This window comes from Microcoleus sp. K5-D4 (genome assembly GCF_036704575.1).
In the GTDB taxonomy this organism is placed as follows: Bacteria; Cyanobacteriota; Cyanobacteriia; order Cyanobacteriales; family Microcoleaceae; genus Microcoleus.
On the sequence record NZ_JAUBSD010000006.1, the window covers coordinates 71250 to 89777 of the forward strand.

15 protein-coding genes are annotated in these 18528 nt (G+C 45.3%); 9 read left to right on the forward strand and 6 right to left on the reverse strand.

The features are described 5' to 3' along the window. The first annotated feature begins 29 nt into the window (after nucleotides 1–29). Nucleotides 30–764, forward strand: a complete 735-nt coding sequence (locus QUA77_RS03715; RefSeq protein ID WP_333449293.1) for an ABC transporter ATP-binding protein — start codon at nucleotides 30–32, stop codon at nucleotides 762–764. Nucleotides 765–861: 97 nt separating this feature from the next. Here QUA77_RS03715 and QUA77_RS03720 read toward each other — a convergent pair whose 3' ends face one another. Beyond that, nucleotides 862–1866 carry an ion transporter gene (locus tag QUA77_RS03720; RefSeq protein ID WP_333449294.1) on the reverse strand — a complete coding sequence of 335 codons (1005 nt, stop codon included), beginning with the start codon at nucleotides 1864–1866 and terminating at the stop codon, nucleotides 862–864. Between the two features lie 241 nt (nucleotides 1867–2107). Here QUA77_RS03720 and QUA77_RS03725 point away from each other — a divergent pair, with 241 nt between their 5' ends. Then, complete coding sequence (locus tag QUA77_RS03725) at nucleotides 2108–3115, forward strand: 2-hydroxyacid dehydrogenase (RefSeq protein ID WP_333034818.1); 1008 nt, start codon at nucleotides 2108–2110, stop codon at nucleotides 3113–3115. Between the two features lie 196 nt (nucleotides 3116–3311). Then, nucleotides 3312–3749, forward strand: a complete 438-nt coding sequence (locus QUA77_RS03730) for a CAAD domain-containing protein (RefSeq protein WP_333034820.1) — start codon at nucleotides 3312–3314, stop codon at nucleotides 3747–3749. A 161-nt stretch (nucleotides 3750–3910) separates the two neighbouring features. On the opposite strand, the gene aroA is transcribed toward QUA77_RS03730, so the two are convergent. Further along, a complete protein-coding gene (gene aroA / locus QUA77_RS03735) occupies nucleotides 3911–5266 on the reverse strand; it encodes a 3-phosphoshikimate 1-carboxyvinyltransferase (protein WP_333034821.1) in 1356 nt (451 codons plus the stop codon). Between the two features lie 427 nt (nucleotides 5267–5693). On the opposite strand from aroA, the gene QUA77_RS03740 reads away from it, so the two are divergent. After that, complete coding sequence (locus tag QUA77_RS03740; protein WP_333034823.1) at nucleotides 5694–6197, forward strand: hypothetical protein; 504 nt, start codon at nucleotides 5694–5696, stop codon at nucleotides 6195–6197. Between the two features lie 118 nt (nucleotides 6198–6315). On the opposite strand, the gene QUA77_RS03745 is transcribed toward QUA77_RS03740, so the two are convergent. Beyond that, the gene (locus QUA77_RS03745) at nucleotides 6316–6795 is read right to left on the reverse strand and encodes a hypothetical protein (RefSeq protein WP_333327756.1); all 480 of its coding nucleotides are present in this window, start codon (nucleotides 6793–6795) and stop codon (nucleotides 6316–6318) included. Nucleotides 6796–6937: 142 nt separating this feature from the next. Here QUA77_RS03745 and QUA77_RS03750 point away from each other — a divergent pair, with 142 nt between their 5' ends. From QUA77_RS03750 to QUA77_RS03760, 3 genes are all read left to right on the forward strand, one after another. After that, nucleotides 6938–7615 (forward strand): hypothetical protein, encoded by a 678-nt coding sequence (locus QUA77_RS03750; protein WP_333449295.1) that lies wholly within the window; start codon nucleotides 6938–6940, stop codon nucleotides 7613–7615. A 237-nt stretch (nucleotides 7616–7852) separates the two neighbouring features. Beyond that, the gene (locus QUA77_RS03755) at nucleotides 7853–8152 is read left to right on the forward strand and encodes a putative quinol monooxygenase (RefSeq protein ID WP_333181891.1); all 300 of its coding nucleotides are present in this window, start codon (nucleotides 7853–7855) and stop codon (nucleotides 8150–8152) included. 116 nt (nucleotides 8153–8268) lie between these two features. Continuing rightward, nucleotides 8269–9075 (forward strand): MOSC domain-containing protein, encoded by an 807-nt coding sequence (locus tag QUA77_RS03760; protein ID WP_333449296.1) that lies wholly within the window; start codon nucleotides 8269–8271, stop codon nucleotides 9073–9075. 12 nt (nucleotides 9076–9087) lie between these two features. Here QUA77_RS03760 and QUA77_RS03765 read toward each other — a convergent pair whose 3' ends face one another. The 3 genes from QUA77_RS03765 to QUA77_RS03775 all read right to left on the reverse strand — a co-directional run bounded on the left by QUA77_RS03765 (nucleotide 9088) and on the right by QUA77_RS03775 (nucleotide 12573). After that, nucleotides 9088–9915 (reverse strand): Uma2 family endonuclease, encoded by an 828-nt coding sequence (locus QUA77_RS03765; protein ID WP_333449297.1) that lies wholly within the window; start codon nucleotides 9913–9915, stop codon nucleotides 9088–9090. A gap of 40 nt (nucleotides 9916–9955) precedes the next feature. Next, the gene (locus QUA77_RS03770) at nucleotides 9956–10825 is read right to left on the reverse strand and encodes a calcium-binding protein (protein ID WP_333449298.1); all 870 of its coding nucleotides are present in this window, start codon (nucleotides 10823–10825) and stop codon (nucleotides 9956–9958) included. Between the two features lie 74 nt (nucleotides 10826–10899). After that, entirely contained in the window at nucleotides 10900–12573 is a 1674-nt protein-coding gene (locus tag QUA77_RS03775) for a methyltransferase domain-containing protein (RefSeq protein ID WP_333449299.1), read from the reverse strand. A gap of 50 nt (nucleotides 12574–12623) precedes the next feature. On the opposite strand from QUA77_RS03775, the gene QUA77_RS03780 reads away from it, so the two are divergent. Continuing rightward, the gene (locus QUA77_RS03780; RefSeq protein ID WP_333449300.1) at nucleotides 12624–17441 is read left to right on the forward strand and encodes a glycosyltransferase; all 4818 of its coding nucleotides are present in this window, start codon (nucleotides 12624–12626) and stop codon (nucleotides 17439–17441) included. A 295-nt stretch (nucleotides 17442–17736) separates the two neighbouring features. After that, entirely contained in the window at nucleotides 17737–18486 is a 750-nt protein-coding gene (locus QUA77_RS03785) for a peptidylprolyl isomerase (RefSeq protein WP_333034840.1), read from the forward strand. The last annotated feature ends 42 nt before the right edge of the window (nucleotides 18487–18528 follow it).

Consider the following 18528-nt stretch of genomic DNA (forward strand, 5'->3'; position numbering starts at 1 on the left):
AAAATCTAACATCTAACATCTAAAATCGGATGACTAATCTCAAATCCGCACCAACAATCGAAGTGCAAGACTTAGTATTTGGCTATCCCGATCAAAAGCCAGTATTGCGGGGAATTTCTTTTAGTTTGCAACCGGGAGAAAGAGTTGCTCTACTCGGTCTGACCGGTGCTGGTAAAAGCACTTTGCTCGAAAACTTGATCGGATTAAAAAGGCCTCAATCAGGCGAGATTAGAGTGCAGGGAAAAAAGTTGGAAGAGGCGACTCTATCGCAGGCGCGCAGGCAGATTGGATTTTGCTTTCAAGATGCTAACGACCAGCTATTTATGCCGACTATTTTAGAGGATGTCATGTTCGGACCGCGCAATTACGGAGTGCCGCCGGGAGTTGTGCGCGATCGAGCTTTAGCCCTATTAGACGAATTTGGTTTAGTAGAATTTGCCAACCGTTCGGCCCACGAACTTTCGGGAGGTCAAAGAAGATTAGCAGCCTTGGCAGCAATTTTAGCATTAGAGCCGACAATTTTAATCTTAGACGAGCCGACGAACGGACTCGATCCCTCGTGGCGGCGTCATTTGGCTAAGGTTTTGTCCCAATTGCCGATCGAGGTAATTTTGATCGCTTCTCACAATTTGAATTGGATCGGGAAAACAACTCAAAGGGCTTTAGTTTTGGCGGATGGTGAGATTAAAATTGACAGAAAAACCCAAGATTTGCTGGCAGATAAATCAACTCTCGAATATTACAATTTGCCACCAGATTGGTAAGTAACTATTGACACTTACTCATTAAATAAAGCAATCATTACTAATTACAAGCGATGGTAACAATGGGGTGGCAATCACAGGCAATGTATATCTGTAATTAAAGCTCGAACTTACGGACTGCTTCATTGTACAAATGAATAGCTAAATCGCGCAAAATTTGCTCATCTTGGAACTCACTTCCTAACTTCTGTTTTGCCATTTGAACACACATTTTCATCAACTCTGACGAACTTTCGATGTGAAGTGCGATCGCACTTTGGTTTTGTTGAAACCCGACCTCGATTTCCGCCAGCATTTTGATCGATTGATAATTAGCAGATTGTTGTAAATTGGCCGCCATTTTTTCCTGCTTTTTTCTTTGGACTTCCTCGGAAAAACCCGCAGCAATGAGCCCCGCAGGTAACGCAAAAATTCCGATTCCCAAAAATGCTAATATTGCGCCTAAAAATTTACCTAAAGGAGTGATTGGATAAATATCACCGTAACCGACAGTAGTTAATGTCACCACTCCCCACCACATTGCATCGAGGATGCTCGCAAAAGTTTCTGGATGCGCCTCGTTTTCAACAAAATACATGACGCTAGAGGCAAATATTAACAGAATAAAAACTGCAAATGCAGTGGCAATTAACTCCTCTTTTTTAGCGTACAATACTGCTCCCAGAGTTCTGAGCGATTCTGAATAACGGCTCATTTTTAGCAACCGCAATAAGCGCAGTAGGCGAATCAAATTAACGAAGCTTAAATTAGGAAATAACAGCAATGAGTAAAAGGGTAGGATTGAAATTAAATCGATCAGACTTAGCGGTGTAAGACCGTATCTCAATCTTCCCCAAAGCGCGTGGCTGTATCTGCTATCGACTGTACAAACCCACAGCCTCAAAAGATATTCAATTGTAAATACTAAGGATGAAACAATTTCGATATTTTCCAAGATTAACTTTTGTTCTAGCGACAATGTGGGCGAAGTAGAAGCAATAAAAGCTGCGACGTTAATCACAATTAAACAAGTTATAAAAATATCGTCTCCTAAACTGTATAAATTGCCCACCTCGGATTTTTCTAAGATTTCATAAATTTGAGTTTTGATTTTTTTTTGCATCTGATTTTTAAAAAAAATTAGCAAGTAGCGCTCGATCTTTACTACAGTATAAGCAATTATATTCAAAACAATAAGCAAGACTTGCCTTACGGCTAAAAATCTGGTTTCTTGAGAGAGGCCTCGTTGCGAAACTCAATATTGATCGTGGAAACTGGGTTGTTTGGGGCAACGGCGTTCTACTAAAATTTAGAGTTAATCTGAAAATAATTTCCAACTATTACTGGGTTTGCAGGCAAAAATCATGAAGGTAGCCGTATTCAGCACCAAATCCTACGATCGCACATTCCTGGAAGCAGCGAATGTCGGCGGCAAACACGATTTAGTTTTTTTTGAACCCCGTCTGAACCTGGAAACCAGCGTTTTGGCTGCGGGATTTCCGGCAGTCTGCGCGTTCGTGAACGACTCCTTGGACGCGAAAACGCTGCTTAGCATTGCCGAAAAAGGCGTCCGCTTGCTGGCCCTGAGATCCGCAGGATTCAATCACGTCGATTTAGCAGCAGCGAAGGATTTAAATCTAACTCTCCTCCGAGTTCCTGCTTATTCTCCCTACGCCGTCGCCGAACACGCAGTCGCTTTGATTTTGTCTCTAAACCGCAGAATCCACCGGGCCTACAACCGCGTCCGCGAAGGCAATTTCGCCCTAGACGGCCTGTTGGGTTTTGACCTCCACGGCAAAACGGTGGGAATCGTCGGAACAGGCAGAATTGGCGCAATTACTGCCCAAATTCTGCACGGATTCGGGTGTCGCCTGCTGGGATACGATGTTTACCAAAACCCAGATTGCCTCGCCATAGGCATGGAATACGTCGCACTCCCGGAACTATTCGCCGCCTCTGATATTGTCAGTCTCCACTGTCCGCTGATACCGGAAACTTACCATTTGATCGGTGCAGAGGCGATCGAGCAAATGAAACCGGGGATGATGCTGATCAATACCAGCCGCGGTCAGTTGATTGACACTAAAGCTGTCACCAAAGCACTGAAGTCTGGTATAATTGGCTACCTCGGCTTAGATGTTTACGAACAAGAGACGGATCTGTTTTTTGAGGATTTATCCAATCACGTTATTCAAGACGACGTTTTTCAGCGTTTGCTGACTTTTCCCAACGTCCTGATTACCGGACACCAAGCTTTTTTCACCGAGGAAGCTTTGAAAAATATCGCCGAAACCACGATCAGCAATATCACCGACTTTGAACAAGGACGCCCTTGCCCGAATCAAATCGACCTCGATCAAGTGAAAAAATGAGTCAAAAGACCGATTTGGCAGCGAAGGCAATTGTTTAAAATCAAGTCATATCGTTATTTTTGCTTGCAATTTGTGAAACTCTGCCTTAGTCTCATCAATTAGTCCCTGCAGCGCGGATGCTGTGCTAATTGCCGGAGAATTATACTGGCAGCAATTCACAGCCTGCAATTTTACCTGACAACGGAGGAAGTATTCAATGACACAAGCTAACTTTTCGGACGAGACACAAACAATCACTGAAGTCGTGACAGTAGATCTGGTTGAGGACAAACCGGGGGTCATGACTACAGTGACAACCACAGAAACAACGGCCAGCCAGTTCCAAGATATTAAAGACCAAGTTATTACAATTTTGTCGGAACTTCCAGCCTATCTATCCAATTTTTTTGCTGACTACCAAAAGCCCCTCATAACAGTTGGTTTAATCCTGGCAGGCGGTATTAGTATTAAGGTAATGCTGGGAGTTTTAGGTGCTCTTAATGATGTCCCTTTGGTAGCTCCAATTTTTGAGTTGATTGGCATGGGATATACGGGTTGGTTTGTTTACCGCTATCTGCTCAAGGCTTCTAACCGCCAAGAGTTGTTAACGGAAATTGATTCTTTAAAAGAACAAGTTGTAGGTAAAGATTCTTAAAGAGATGTTGAAGGAAGAGGGAAGTTCGGCAACGGATTCGATCGACGGATGTAACGGATGTCAGGAAAAAGGAAGAAAGAGGGTTTTTCCCACTCTCCCATCTCCTTCCTAATCTCCACTCCTCCCTCTCCTCCCTCTCCGTCTCTCCAACTCTCCCGCTCTCAATTTGGATGGCAAACTTGTTGTAAAGTGGCGGTAAAGTCGGGGTAGGAAATAGCAGCAGCTTCTGCCCGGTGAATGTTAGTAATACCTGTGGCGTTGAGGGCTGCGATCGCCAAACTCATCGCTATTCTGTGGTCGGTGTAGCTGTCAACATCCGCGCCGGTCAAAGGAGTTCCCCCGGTAATTTCTAAACCGTCGGGTAACTCGGAAATTTGGGCTCCCATGCGGTTGAGTTCTGCAGCAGTCACGGCTAGCCGATCGCTCTCTTTGACCCGCAACTCGGCCGCATCTCGAATTATTGTAGTACCCGACGCAAAGATCGCCGCTACTGCCAAAATCGGGATTTCGTCAATCAGTCGGGGAATTAAGTCGCCCGCAATGGTGCATCCCCGCAATTGGCCGGAACTGCGAACCAAAATATCCGCTACCGGTTCCCCGGCCGCCTCTCGCTGATTTTGCAGTTCAATGTCGGCCCCCATCATTTCCAAAGCTTCCAAAATGCCTGTACGAGTTGGGTTGACGCCGACATTTTCGACTACGAGCTCCGAACCCGGGACGATCGCCCCAGCAACTAGCCAAAATGCCGCCGAACTAATATCTCCCGGTACAATCACATTCTGCCCTTGCAGTTGTGTCGGCCCAGTGACTGTCACGCTACAAGTTTCTGGATCGACGCTCAATTGGGCTCCAAACGCTCGCAGCATCCGCTCGCTGTGATCCCGCGACAGAGCGGGTTCTGTGACTGTAGTTTCTCCGCTTGCCATCAAACCGGCGAGCAAAATGCAAGATTTAACTTGAGCCGAGGCGATCGGAGAATGGTAGTGAATCGGTTTTAACTGCTGTCCGAGTATCGCTAAGGGAGCTAAAGAATTACTTTTTCGGCCCCAAATTTGCGCTCCCATTTGTTGCAGCGGTTTAATGACGCGCGACATCGGGCGCGATCGCAGAGAACTGTCACCCGTTACCGCATAAAAACGCCCCGGATGAGAAGCTAAAATTCCCAACATCAGCCGCATCGTCGTGCCGGAATTGCCAGCGTCCAAGACTTCTACAGGCTCCTCTAACTCGCCAATTCCGACGCCCCTGACTGTCACCCGTTCCGCGTTGAGTTCAGAAACTTTGGCTCCCAGGAGCGAGAAACATTTAGCCGTGCTGCGGGGGTCTTCCCCTAGGAGTAGTCCCTCAATAGTAGTTTCACCTTGGGCGATCGCACCCAACATCAAAGCTCGGTGAGAAATCGACTTATCGCCCGGAACTCTAATCCTCCCCACCAGTGATAAGCCCGAAGCAGGTTTTTGAATGCTTAAAGTTTGGCTTTTGTCAAGAAGCGTAGTAGTTATAATGTCAGCTTGCATTGAGATAAACTAGGATTGGATGGCGTTAGCTATCCTACCTTTTTCCCAGCCCTAAGTCAGTCGTCTTTTGTACGGCCTGCGGGTTTTTTCCCAATGTGTCCGGTTAACTTAAAAGCTGATAAAACTCGCCCGGAGACTCCGCTGTCAGTTCTCGATGACACGGGAGTACGGACGCAACGGCACGGATTTTACATTAATTTCACCAATATTATCCGTGTATCTGCTTAGATTTCATTTCCAGCTCTGAGTTATCGACCAGATGATTGAATTGTGACTAAACAATTTTAGATTTTCGATTGCGAGTTGTAGATTTTTCATTTTGTTAAGCAAAAGCTCCGGAATTTGGAACCCAGCCAATCTAAAGTCTAAAGTCTAAAATCTCAAATCTCAAACTGCCCGATCCACAACAACTCCTAAACTTTTATTTATGCTGACCCATCACCGCAAGCCTGTAAGTTTATCCCTGGTATCCACAGATTTACCTTTGTGGTCAGTTGTTGAAACCGCTGCTACGCTTTATCAAAAAGACCGGGAGCGTTTTCACTTGTTGTTGCACGAACCAGCAATAATCGATCGCGAATTTTCCGACGGTTCCGACAAATCTGCCGAGCAAGTTACAATCTTACCCCCAACTACAAAACCCCGGTTGCTCTGGCTAGAAGTTTCGCCCTATCGAGTCATTATGACGATGCAAGGAAACGGCAAATACAGTTACCGCCACTGCTGGGAACGAGGAATGTACGGGCTGAGCCGTTATTGGCTTCAGGGCGAATCGCTGGCGACTCCCGAACAGTTGCGACTCCGTAACTTCACTCGCAACTTGACGCTGACAGGAAAGCCGGAACCGGATCACCTGCGGTTAGAATACGAGTTGTGGTCGGAGAAAGTACAACTCGGTCGCTATATTTTGAATCTAGAAATTCATCACTAAATTAGGTAATTGCAAAGGGGTAGATAGTAGGTGAAGGCGACGCATTCCTCCAATTCATTCACCCCCCGTGGGTTGTTGGAGTTCGCGTGGCCATCTCATAACTCAAAATTATTAGCCTTTAGCGATCGCCCTTACAATAATTAATCAGTTTGCTAGTCAAAGCGTCTTGATTTGCGGCTGCTTGATTCGCCTGTTGGCCGGCTCTAATGATATCTGCTTGAGCGGTTTGGATTTGCTCTCGACCTTCTATACTTGTAGAAGCGAGATTTCCAGCCTGAAGGCTTTTGCTTATGTCGCCGAGTGCTTGACTAATTTCCTGGAAGGATTTAACCGATGGCTGCTGAATTTCTTTGAGGGTTGGATCTGTGATTCGCAGATCTTCAAGTTCATTCGCTATCAGGTTCAAATTTTTAGCTAAATTGTCGGTCGTTGCAGCATCGTTGCTGTCTTTATCAACATCAATGAGAGCGTTGCCTTTGTTGACAATTTCAGTAAATTTAGTACACTGGACAGCTCGGCTATCGCTGCAACTAATCGTCAGCGTACAGCAAGCAACAACTATCAGCAGGATGGCAATCTGTTTGCGAAAAAAGTACATGAACCCTCGGTTGCAAAAAAAGTAGATTCTGGGATTTTGTCGTAGAGTGCGTCAGCGATTAGCCGATATATCGACTGTCGAAAAACTTTTCCGGCATTCAGACACGCTCTACTAAGCTAAACTACGTACCTGTTTAGGAACTATGGTCAAAAACAGCAATAACCTAAAGAAGGGAAGCATTTGGGGATATCTTACCCTGCTTTTGCCTATTTCCTTGACGGCGGTTGCCAGTTTCGAGTCGGGAACGATGTTTTGGGCGATCGCCACCACAGCGGGCATTGCTTGGGCTTGGAGGCTCTACCAGCAGCAACAAAAACACAAACTCGCTCATTTAGACTCGGTTTTCTACAAGTTAATCAAGGAAAATCAAGGGCGAGTTACGGCTTTGGATTTGGCGATGAATGCAAAACTCCCCGGAGAAAAGGTTCAAGAGTATCTCGACGAACGAGCCTCTGAGTTTGCAGCGGATTTTGAAGTGACAGAACAAGGCGGAATTTTGTACTATTTTCAAATAGCTCCACCTGTCACTCCAAGCGAAACACTTAATGCGGCAATAGCTGTTCAAGAGCCTCCCATAAATCGGGAAAAAGCACAAGATAAAAAACCAAATTTATTCCCCATTACTCAAACCAAGACTCCTCAAAAGCCCAAAATCTCTTTTACCCAAACGGAACTCTCCCGCAGATTCAAAGTTCACGCAACTACGATCGGCAAGTGGAAACTTAAGCCGGAGTTTGCTCAGTGGAGTCGCGAAAAAGACCCGGAGGCCATCGCCTGGGAATATTCTACAGAAAACAAGCGATTTTATCCCAAAGATTGAGTTTCTCCGGTATTGACCAAAATATATCAATAAACCGGGTTTATACAACGCTCTGCGGTTGCTAACGAAGAATTTGGGAAGAAAGGGGATTTCTGAGCTATGAGGGCGTCATGGACTAATTTTAGTGCCGTTGACCGATCGGCCTCTTTAGGTTATTTTAAGTGAAATCGTGTTTTGCTGAGTTTGCTAAGTAAAAATCGGTAAATTCGATCGTCCTATCTGTGACTTTTGTGTCCTATGTCCAAAACAACCTTGCGAGTAGTTGCCCGCCTCGCTGCCTTTCCTGAAAAAGTAGCAGAACTTAAATCTCTGCTGCTGAGCATTATGGAACCCACTCGCAAAGAAAAAGGCTGCATCAAATACGAGCTCCTGCAAAATCAAGCCGATCCCACAGATTTTACTTTCGTTGAAGAGTGGGAAAGTGCAGATTTGCTCGAACTACACCTCGGTTCAACTCACATTCAAGACGCCGTGCAGAAATTAGACGGTTTAGCCGTTGGGCCTCCAGATATCCGTCGCTATGAATTGCTAGCTTAATCCGGTTTTTATAGCAATTTGATTAAGGGTTTGTGAAATAGCTTCTACCCCCCTAGCGCCCCTTAGTAAGGGGGGATAAGATTGAGATTTAAAAGTGTAGTAACTTCCTAAAATTCATGATATCTGCAACAATAAAACAGTTATTTATTTATCCAATTAAAGGGCTGACGCCGCAAGAAATGTCGGAGTTTGCTTTAACAGCGGGACACGGAATTAAGGGCGATCGAGCTTTTGCCCTCATGTTTGCAGATAATATTGAAGCTGCAAAGATGCCCGCAGATAATGTGCCTTGGATGAGCAAAAAACATTTTGCAGTTCAAAATGATTGGCCTCTGTTAGCAGCTTTGGAATGCGATTATCAACCGGAAACGACGCTTTTAACAGTCAAGCGTCAAGGAGTTGAAGTGTTATCCGCAGAAACGAACACAGCAGCGGGGCGCGATCGCATCGGCGCTTTTTTCACCGAATATCTGGCGGCTATTGAACCCACAAAAGAAGCGAGACACCCGCAGTTTGCACCTTTGCAATTAGTGGGCGACACCAGCGGCGAAACTCGCTATCCCGATCGAGAACCCGTACACATCTCTTTACTCAGTCAAGCCACATTAGACCAATTAACAGAAATCGCTCTTCAAAACATTGACGTGGGCCGATTTCGCCCGAACATTGTGCTAGAAGGTATGGCAGCTTGGTCAGAATTTGAGTTGATCGGAAAACAGTTTCAATTAGGCACGGCGCGCATAGAAGTTACAGCACGAATCGGTCGCTGTGTCAATATAGAAGTGAATCCCGAAACAGGCGATCGGGATATTTCCCTACTCAGTTTACTCCAAAAGGAATTCGGTCACGCACAAACTGGAGTTTTAGCCAAAATTATCAACAGCGGCACAGTTAAAATCGGCGATGTTTTGACTTCTTATTAATAAAAACCAACCTTAAGATTGTGAATGCTGCCTAACTTCCTCTACTGATAAACCGAGTGCTTCTGCCACTTGCTCTGTATTCAATCCCATTGCCAACAACCGAGGGATGGCATCCCGCCGCGCTTGGGCTTCTGCACTCAAAGCCTGCTCTGCTAAGGAAGCTCGTTCTGTACCTGTCAGCAGCAAATTGCCCTCACTATCCCACCACCGCAGCCACAGCATTGTCTGGTTTTGATAACTGCCTTCCCACAGTCCTAATTCTACGCCCATTGGCGCGATCGGATAATGACCGCGATCGTTCGGAAGCAACTGCTGGTAAAACCCGTTGTTCAGGTTGTAAACCTCCAGTCTGCCACTATTGATCTCATAGATGCCATAAAACGGAATCCGCATGATCCGCTCATATACCCAAAACTTCCCAGGTCTTTGCGCCGCTCCAACTTCCGAGTACGATAGTGGGGTTGTGTCCCGCTCTTCTGAACCATCTCCTGATGCGAACTCCAAAGCAATCATCGGAGCCATGAATTCCCGCCACAGCACGTAAGAGCGACGAATCTGATTTCCTAGTGTTGGTGGCACATTCGGCACGTAGAACCAGTCTGGAGCTTCTGCTCCCTTTTCAAGCGGGTCAGTTTCTCGCCAGTAGATGCCACAGTCTTGCCCTATAGCATATTGCCCATCGGGATGAAGCTCTTGCAACACCGACCCAATCGAATCAGTCAAAATAATACTCTGGGGATGCTCCTGAAAATTCTTCACAAAAGTGCCATCTTCCTCTGGCAGTTGAGTGTGGTCGGGGAAGGGAGAGGGAAGGACAATCTTTTCGGTTGCCGGGGTCATGCTACCTCTCAAGTATTGCAGCTTACCTAAATATCTTAACTTATCCTGCTTCCGGCACCCTCACCTTATTACCAATCAAGTTCAGAAAACTCGTGCCAAAATGTTGAACCTCCAAAAAATTAGCATAAGCAGGAGTTGATTTGTAAACTCTAAAAGTCCGCATAATTCCTAAAGTTGCCGCACTTTCCAGCGGGCCGATAAAGCTAGTATCCCTATCCAAAAAATGAGACTGCTTAGCCCAGTGTGCCATCTGTTCCGCATTCAAAAAATAGCAGCCGGAATGAGGATTCAACGCTCGCTCAAAAGCGACTGTTTGTTCCATGATTTTTCCCATTAACTGTCGCTGCTCCTCTACATTTTGAAACGGAGAAGTCGCTGAGTCGGCTAAATCACCATCAACATATGCTTTAAAAACCGCGCCTTTAGGCGCTATTTCATAGCGATTAGGTTGCAGCAAATTCCCATTTCCCCCGTGATGCGTAAACCACTTTAATTTACTAAAAAACCACGGGTCGTGCAGAACTAAATCATCTTCCAAATAACAGAAATAATCGTATTTGTCTAGACACGCTCGCAAAACTGCTTGACACTCAAACCCTAAAAGCAGCGGTTCGCATTTGGTAGCGTGGTGCATAAAACATCTGGGCTGCACGGGCAGTTGAGGCAACAGATGATAACCTTGAGTAGTGCAAATAACAATGTCAATTTCGTGCTGTTGAGATTGATTTGCTGGGATAGTTGCACATTCGCTAATGTCAATCATGGACTGAGATTTGCCGTACAAAGCTTGCAGCGCTGTCACGCAAGCGGTTAAAGCATTCAGTCGCGGTTGCGGATCATTTCGCTGGGAAGCGTGTTTCCCCTCGCCGCTGGGATTGTAAAAGTGAGCAATAGTGAATAGAATTCGCATTGGTGTGGAGTAACAATTAGAAATTAAACAATAAAACAGTAAGATCGCACAATAGCCTATAAATCTTACCGCACTTAGTCACCAAATAACTCCGGCAGGCGATCGCGCAACTCAGCATTTAAACGTGGCAACTCGTCTCGCATCTGTAAGTACCAATCTCGCCGCTGCCGGTAGTGCCCGCACAGCAAGCGGTTGTCGCGCACCCATTCGTAAGCATTCGCGGCTATTTCCCGACGCCGAGAAGTGTCTGAAATCAGCGAGTTTAGTTTAGTTTCAAACTCTTTTTCATATCTATAAATCAATCCTGTTTTACCTTCGACAATCGAATGTTCGTACACGGTGGGACTTGCCAGCACCGCTACTCCCCGCGCTGCACATTCAATAAATTTTAAGTCGGATTTCGTTTCGTTAACCGGGTTGGAAACAAGCGGCAGCAAAGCTATATCGCAACTATACATAATTTCTTGATACCGTTCGTAACTGCAAAATGGTTCAAATTCTTTTTGCTGTATTTTCAAGGATTCAAAAAATTTTCTGTCGTGGATTACTTTAACTCGAATCCGGTGCTTGTGTGCGAATAAAACTCGATTGAGTGCTGCCATAATCGGCTGCCAATCTTTTTCGCGGTTGAGTGCACCAAAAAAAATTGTGACTGTATCTTCTGTCTGATAAATTCGCGGCGGAGGTAGATAAGCTAAGTGATTGGGAAATACAGCCACATTTGGATTGTATTGGCGCAAAATTTTTGCGAGGGGTTCGGTAGAAGTTTGCACGCAGTGACAGCCGCGATAGCTGAGGTAATTATTATCTGCATATTCGCGGCGGCGGATGGGATTGTCGTCAATTTCAGCTACTATTAAATAGCCTTGTTGCAACAGTTCTTTGAGTTGGGGAATATAGGCAGGATATTGCATGATTGTCCGCTGCCAGATGAAAACTTTTTCTTCTTCCGGCAAAGGGGGAATTAAGCCTGCTGTTTTCACGCCGGATACGGTGCGGACACCGGGAATTGTGGCGCTAAATTTGTCCGGTTCCAAAACTCGCACGCGATCGCACCCTGTAGGAGCCATAATGATAGTCTGAATCAGCAGCCTGCGCGCAGGTACGGTCGATTTGGTTGATCGCACGATATAATGTTCAGCACCTGTTTCCGTAGCAAAGCTGCTCGATGTGAGCTCTAAAGCCTTGACCATTGGATGCAGTAATTCCTGAAAGTGGACAAAATTTTCGGTTTTGTGTCCCTTCCCTTGAAATTCATAAACCTGCAATCCGGCTTGAGCAAATAGTGATTTAATACTTTCTAGGGTAAACCAGTGCTGCATCTTGTTGTCGGGATTCTCCCACTGTCCCCGCAACAGATTGACAATTCGCCGCCAGTATTGAACATTAGGGATTCTGGCGAGAATTTGCCCCTCTGGATTCAGCAAACCACTGTACTGCTTGAGCACTTCCCAAGGGTTTTTGAGATAGGGTAGCAAGTCGCCAAAAATTAAGCAATCGACGGTTCCTGGAGCGATTTCGAGACTTTCGAGGGCAATTTCTTCAATATCGGCTACCGTCACCCAGTTTAGCCGATCGACTGCAATTTTAGCTTTTTCTCGATCGCATTCAATGCCAATATACTGACAATGGGGATTGATCAGCTTGTACTGTTCGCCCGTCGAACCCGTACCGCAGCCAATTTCGACAATGACTTTAGCATCCGGCGGTAGCAGCTTCAAGAGGTCGTGGTTGACGCGATCGATCACTTTCTCTAAAATTCCTGATTTGTTTATCGTAAAATAAAACAGAGCCACCCATGCCGACAGACAACCAGCCGAAGGTTAGCATTGCGATGCCAGTATACAATGGCGATCGCTATCTTTGTCAAGCACTAGATTCGCTGTTAGCCCAAGATTACCCGAATTTTGAGCTGTTAATTTCCGACAACGCCTCTACAGACTCTACACCAGAAATCTGTCAGGAATATGCAGCCAAAAACCATAAAATTCGCTATTTTCGCAACTCTACCAATATCGGCGCCATCTCTAATTTTAACCAAGTATTTAAACTATCTACTGGCGAATACTTCATGTGGGCGGCCCACGACGATTTGTGGGCTCCTAGTTATGTTAGCAAATGTTTAGCACAGTTACAATCGCACCCAAATGCGGTACTCTGTTTTAGTGAAATTCAGTTTATTGATGAATTGGGATTTCCGAAAAATCTTGAATACAACGATTTGCTAGAAACAGTGGGCAAAGATATTCCCGAGCGAATTCGCAGACTTACATATAAACTTAATTGGTACGACGCCATTTACGGGCTGATGCGTGCAGATGCGTTGAAAAAAACTAATTTAATGTCAGGCAAATACGGCAGTGATGTTATTCTCTTGATGGAACTGATGTTATTGGGCGAATTTGCCAAAGTTCCCGAAAATTTATTTGCTTATCGAGTGTTGCCCAACAACCACGAAGAAAATTTTCCCCAGCCTTATTCCAGTTTAGCCCAAGAACTGATGAGTGTAAGCTGGCACTCAAATTTAACTCCCGATTTAAAGTCTCAAATTCACCGAGATTTTGTTAACACTTTATGCTCGCTCAATACCTCGTGGCTATCCCTGATCCTGATGGAAAACTCGAAGACTTTCAAGGACTTTTCATCAGAGGAACACTTGCGAGAATTTGTTGCCAAGACAATTTCACCAGAAGCGCAATTACCCGCTGAAAGTTCCCCGATTTTGCTAGAAAGTGATTTCTACCCCGAAGTGCCTAAACCGAAGCTATCCTGCGGGGAATCGCCCGAGCTATCTCAAAATATCATAGTAAAAAATCCGCACCCAAACATCGGCATCAACATCGCCGGCTACATCAACGGCGAATTTGGCATAGGAGAAGGTGTCCGAGCAAATATCAGGGCTGCAGAAGCCGCCGGGATTCCCTTCGCCATCAACAATTTTACCCGCAGTCCCCACCGCAAAAAAGACACCACCTATCAAAATTTTAGCCAAGATAATCCCTATCCCGTAAACTTAATTCAAGTCAACGCAGATGAAGTTGCAACCTTTATCAAACATATAGGTTCCAGTTATTTTGACAAAAAATACAACATCGGCTTTTGGGCTTGGGAACTTCCCGCATTTCCCCCAGAATGGCAGCCAGCATTTAATCACTTTCAGGAAATATGGACTTACAGCAACTATTGCGCCGAGGCAATTTCCGCAGTCTCGCCAATTCCCGTTATCAAAATCATGCCCAGTATTGCTCTCCCCGCACCTTCCCTGAACAGAGAAGCACTGAATTTACCGAAAAATAAATTTATTTTCTTGTTTGCCTTCGACTTTTCTAGCCGCATTGAGCGCAAAAATACTTTAGCGACAATTCAAGCATTTCAACAAGCTTTTGGCGAAAATGACAGCCTCTTGTTGGTTATCAAATCTTCTAATTCAAACAAATTCCCAGAGGCTCAAGCATCCTTAAACTCAGCCATAGAAAATAATTCCAATATCAAACATCTAGACGGGTATTTGTCCAAAAATAAACTTAATGGTTTGCTCTACAATTGCGACTGTTATGTATCCCTGCACCGCTGCGAAGGATTTGGCTTAACAATGGCTGAAGCCATGTTTTACGGCAAACCCGTAATTGCCACAGGCTATTCATCAAATACAGAATTTATGAATGTGGGCAATAGCTATTTAGTCAAGTATAAGTTAATCCCAATTGAGAAAGATTGCGGCCCTTACAAAAAAGGCAATGTTTGGGCCCAAGCGGATGTCGAACACGCTGCTGACTTAATGCGTCATGTCTTCAACAATTACCGGGAAGCTCAGCAAGTTGGAAGAAGAGCTGCTGAGGAAATTAAGACTTTACTGAATCCGCAAGGTGTCGGGATAAAAATTCAAAACCGTCTCGAATATATTGCCGAAATTACAGATAATTTCAAAAGCTTGGAGGGCGGAATACGGAAAAAGTCCTCTCAGGGGGCGACAGTAAAAAATGCACGACCTTTAGTTAGTATTTGTATTCCGACATACAACGGAGCGGCATTTATTGGCGAAGCGATTCAAAGTGCTTTGGCCCAAACATACCCTAACATAGAGCTGATTATATCCGATGACGGCTCCACAGACGAAACAGTTGCGATCGCCCAATCATTCCAATCACAAACCTCAGTCGATTTCCGCATTGTACTGCACCGCAACTACGGCTTATCACAAAACTGGAACTTTTGCATATCCCAAGCAAAAGGTCAATACATTAAGTTTTTGTTTCAAGACGACTTGCTCGCACCCGAATGTATTGAAAAAATGGTCGCCGTCGCCCAACAAAACCCAGAAATAGGTATGGTTTTCTCCCCGCGCGGCATCACCATAGCTGAAAATGAATCTAACCCGATTTTGCGGAAAGCTTCCCAATCAATTAAAGATTTGCATAAAAGTTGGTCGAATTTAAAATCTATTCAGCCCGGAAAAGAATTACTGGCAGATACTAACTGCTTGAGCAACCCCATAAACAAAATTGGCGAACCTAGTACAGTCTTAATTGCCGCCAGAGTCTTTGAAGAAATAGGATTATTTGATTCGGGATTATCTCAGTATGTAGACTTAGATATGTGGTGGCGAATCATGGGGAACTATCATATCGGATTTGTAGACGAAAAACTGTCGTCACTGCGGATTCATCCCGAACAACAAACTTGGAAAAACTTCGCGGCTGGGGAAAATCATAAAGATGTAGTCAGATTTTACAAAAAACTACTAAATAGTCCTGATTACAGTTTCCTGGATCAACAAATCCAACAGAAAATCCGCCAAAAGTTGGCATTGAGAACCCAGCCGAGTTTATCGGAATTGTCAGCAATGCTTGAGCAATACAATAAATTCCCCTCAAAACAGCCTCTTCTCGTGCTGCGCCAATACCGCCAACAGCTAGCTGAATATTGGCTGAATTTGCCAGCGAGAAAATTAGAAAATTTTTACTTGAAAGACATGGGCAAAGCTCATAAATTGCTCCTAAATAGCGCCCTAAAAAATGAAACTTTAACTGAGCAAGAACAAAGTTTTTTCCAGCAGTTATCCTCCAAACTTGCTGAAGTAGGGGAAATTGCCGAGAAGATGCAATATCTCCTCGCAGCGATGCTGTACCGCGACGCTTATCAGTTGCCACTTGAGTATAAAAATGCAGCAATTCCCCAGTGGTTTTTTGAGGACTTTTTGAAATTTATATTTCAGTCTCCCGGTTATTTTAAACAAAACTGGGAAATTGAAAGGTACTCTGAATATTTCCAGCAGTTAATCAAGTATGTCGCTGCTAATATCGCCAGTTTTCCCGATTCAGAAGTGTGGCGTTATTTGGCGGCTTTTATTGCGAAAACAGTTAGCTTCCAAGCTTTGTATTTGAGCGAAGCAAATCAGCTTAATGTATTGAGTCATCGAGCTGATATTCTGGAATTTTATTTGAAAAATATCGGCTGTCAAATAGAATGGAATTTTCCTCCCAAAGAACCAGAAAAAACTAAAATCCGAGTTGGCTTTTTGCTTGATAAAATTAGTGATGAATGCGAGACTCGTGCTGCAATTCCGAGTTTTGAATATTTAGACAGAAGCAAATTTGAAATTATCGTGTACTATTTCCAGGTACAAGACGAGCGACTGGGGAAATATTGCGAAAATTGCGCCGACAAACTGGTGCAACTGTCAGAAGATTTGCCCAATCAAGTCCGAGAAATGCGATCGCACGATTTAGATATTCTGCTAATCTGCACCAATACTACCAACACTTCTCAACCAAGCGCGCTGCTGTGCCTGCACCGACTAGCGCGAGTGCAAATAGCTACCGGTGCATCAACCCCCGCCACCACGGGCGCCCGAAATATCGATTATTTCATTGCCGGAGATTTGGCATTGCCCGCAGGTGCAGCAGCAGAGTATCGCGAAAAATTAATTAGTTTAGAAGGGTCGGGAGTTTGTTTAAGCTATACTGTAGGCTCGGCACCTGCCACAGTTGAACCGACTCGCAGCAGTTGGGGAGCCACCGACGAATCTGTAGTGTTCATGTCCGGCGCTCAAGCTTTTACAATTATCCCAGAATTGAGAGAAACTTGGGCAAAAATTATTGCTGCCGTACCAAATTCTATTTTAGTTTTGTATCCCTTTAGTTCCCGCTCAGAAAACTATCCGACGGTGCCTTTTTACAACCAAATTCGATCGCTCTTTGCCGAATTTGGGGTTGACAAAAAGCGCTTAGTTGTGATTAAAGCGCTGCCATCTCGCGCAGATTACATAAAATGTCTGGAATTGGCTGATATATATTTAGACTGCTATCCATACAGCAGTGCCTGCTATGCGGCAGAAGCGCTGTTGGTGGGGTTGCCTGTAGTTGTAAGAAAAGGGCAAACAACTCGATCGCGACAATCAGCCGCCCTGCTCGAAGAACTGCTACTTCCGGAACTGGTAGCAAACAGCGAGAACTCTTATTTAGAGCTGAGTACAACACTGGGAACCAACCCAGAACTGCGCCAGCAGTACCGCAAGCGAATCCAGCAAAAAATGGCGGCAAACCCCAAATATCTCGACAGTCGTGCTTGCTCGACCAAACTGGGAACACTCTTTGAAAGACTATTCCCAGAGTGAAGGAAGAAGGAAGTTCAGCAACTAAGGAGTGTACGGGATTTAACGGATGGATGTTGAGGGAAGAAGGAAGATGGCAGAAGTAAAGATTTTCCCACTCTCCCACTCTCGCATCCCGTTACCATTATGAGACCCGCGGGGAACCCCTCGCTAGGCAGAGCGTCAAGAAATAGACAGCAATAGCGCTAGCCCACTGACGGTCTGCTATCATCGGGGAATCGAGGGGTTAGTGGTTGTCGCTCTTTTCCTGCCACAGCTAAATTAAAAGGGGAAGCGCAAGTCAGTTGGAGATAAAAAAATGACAGGACTTTTTCAAATAGGCGATAAATTACTGCAAGCTCAGGATATGCCATCGCTCCTGAAGCGGTATCAGTTAATGCCGCAATTCTTGCGCGGTGTAATAGTAGACCAAGCGATCGCATCCTTTAGTTGCAGCGACGAAGAACGCCAATCCGCCGTCGAGAACTTTCTGGCACAACACCAACTGACAGCCCCGGAAGCCAAAGAAGCTTGGCTGCGCGGCCAAAATATGACGGAAGAAGAACTTCAAGAGATGGCCGTTAGGCCCTTGCTGATCGAAAAATTTAAGCAAGCCACTTGGAGACCTAAAGTAGATAATTATTTTTTAACCCGCAAAGCCAGCCTAGACCACGTAGTCTATTCCCTGGTACGCACCAAAAATCCAGCACTGGCAAACGAACTTTACTTTCGCATCCTGGAAGGGGAACAAACCTTTGCTGAAGTGGCCCGCGACTATTCCGAAGGGCCCGAGTCCAAGTCAGGCGGCTTGTTGGGCCCAGTACCCCTCAGCCAGCCCCACCCGGCAATCAGCAAACTTTTGTCCGTCAGCCAGCCAAATCAACTCTGGACGCCGCGTCCTCTGGCAGAATGGATGGTAATTATTCGACTAGAAAAGTTCATGCCGGCCCAGCTCGATGAATCAATGCGGCTGCACTTGATTAACGAACTCTTTGAAAGCTGGCTCGCCGAACAGATATCGCAAATAGGCCCGCTACAGCCCCTCTCCTCCGTGTCTTCAATATCATGACAGTCAAGCATTTTGGTCAGGGGCCCCCGGATTTATCCGTGG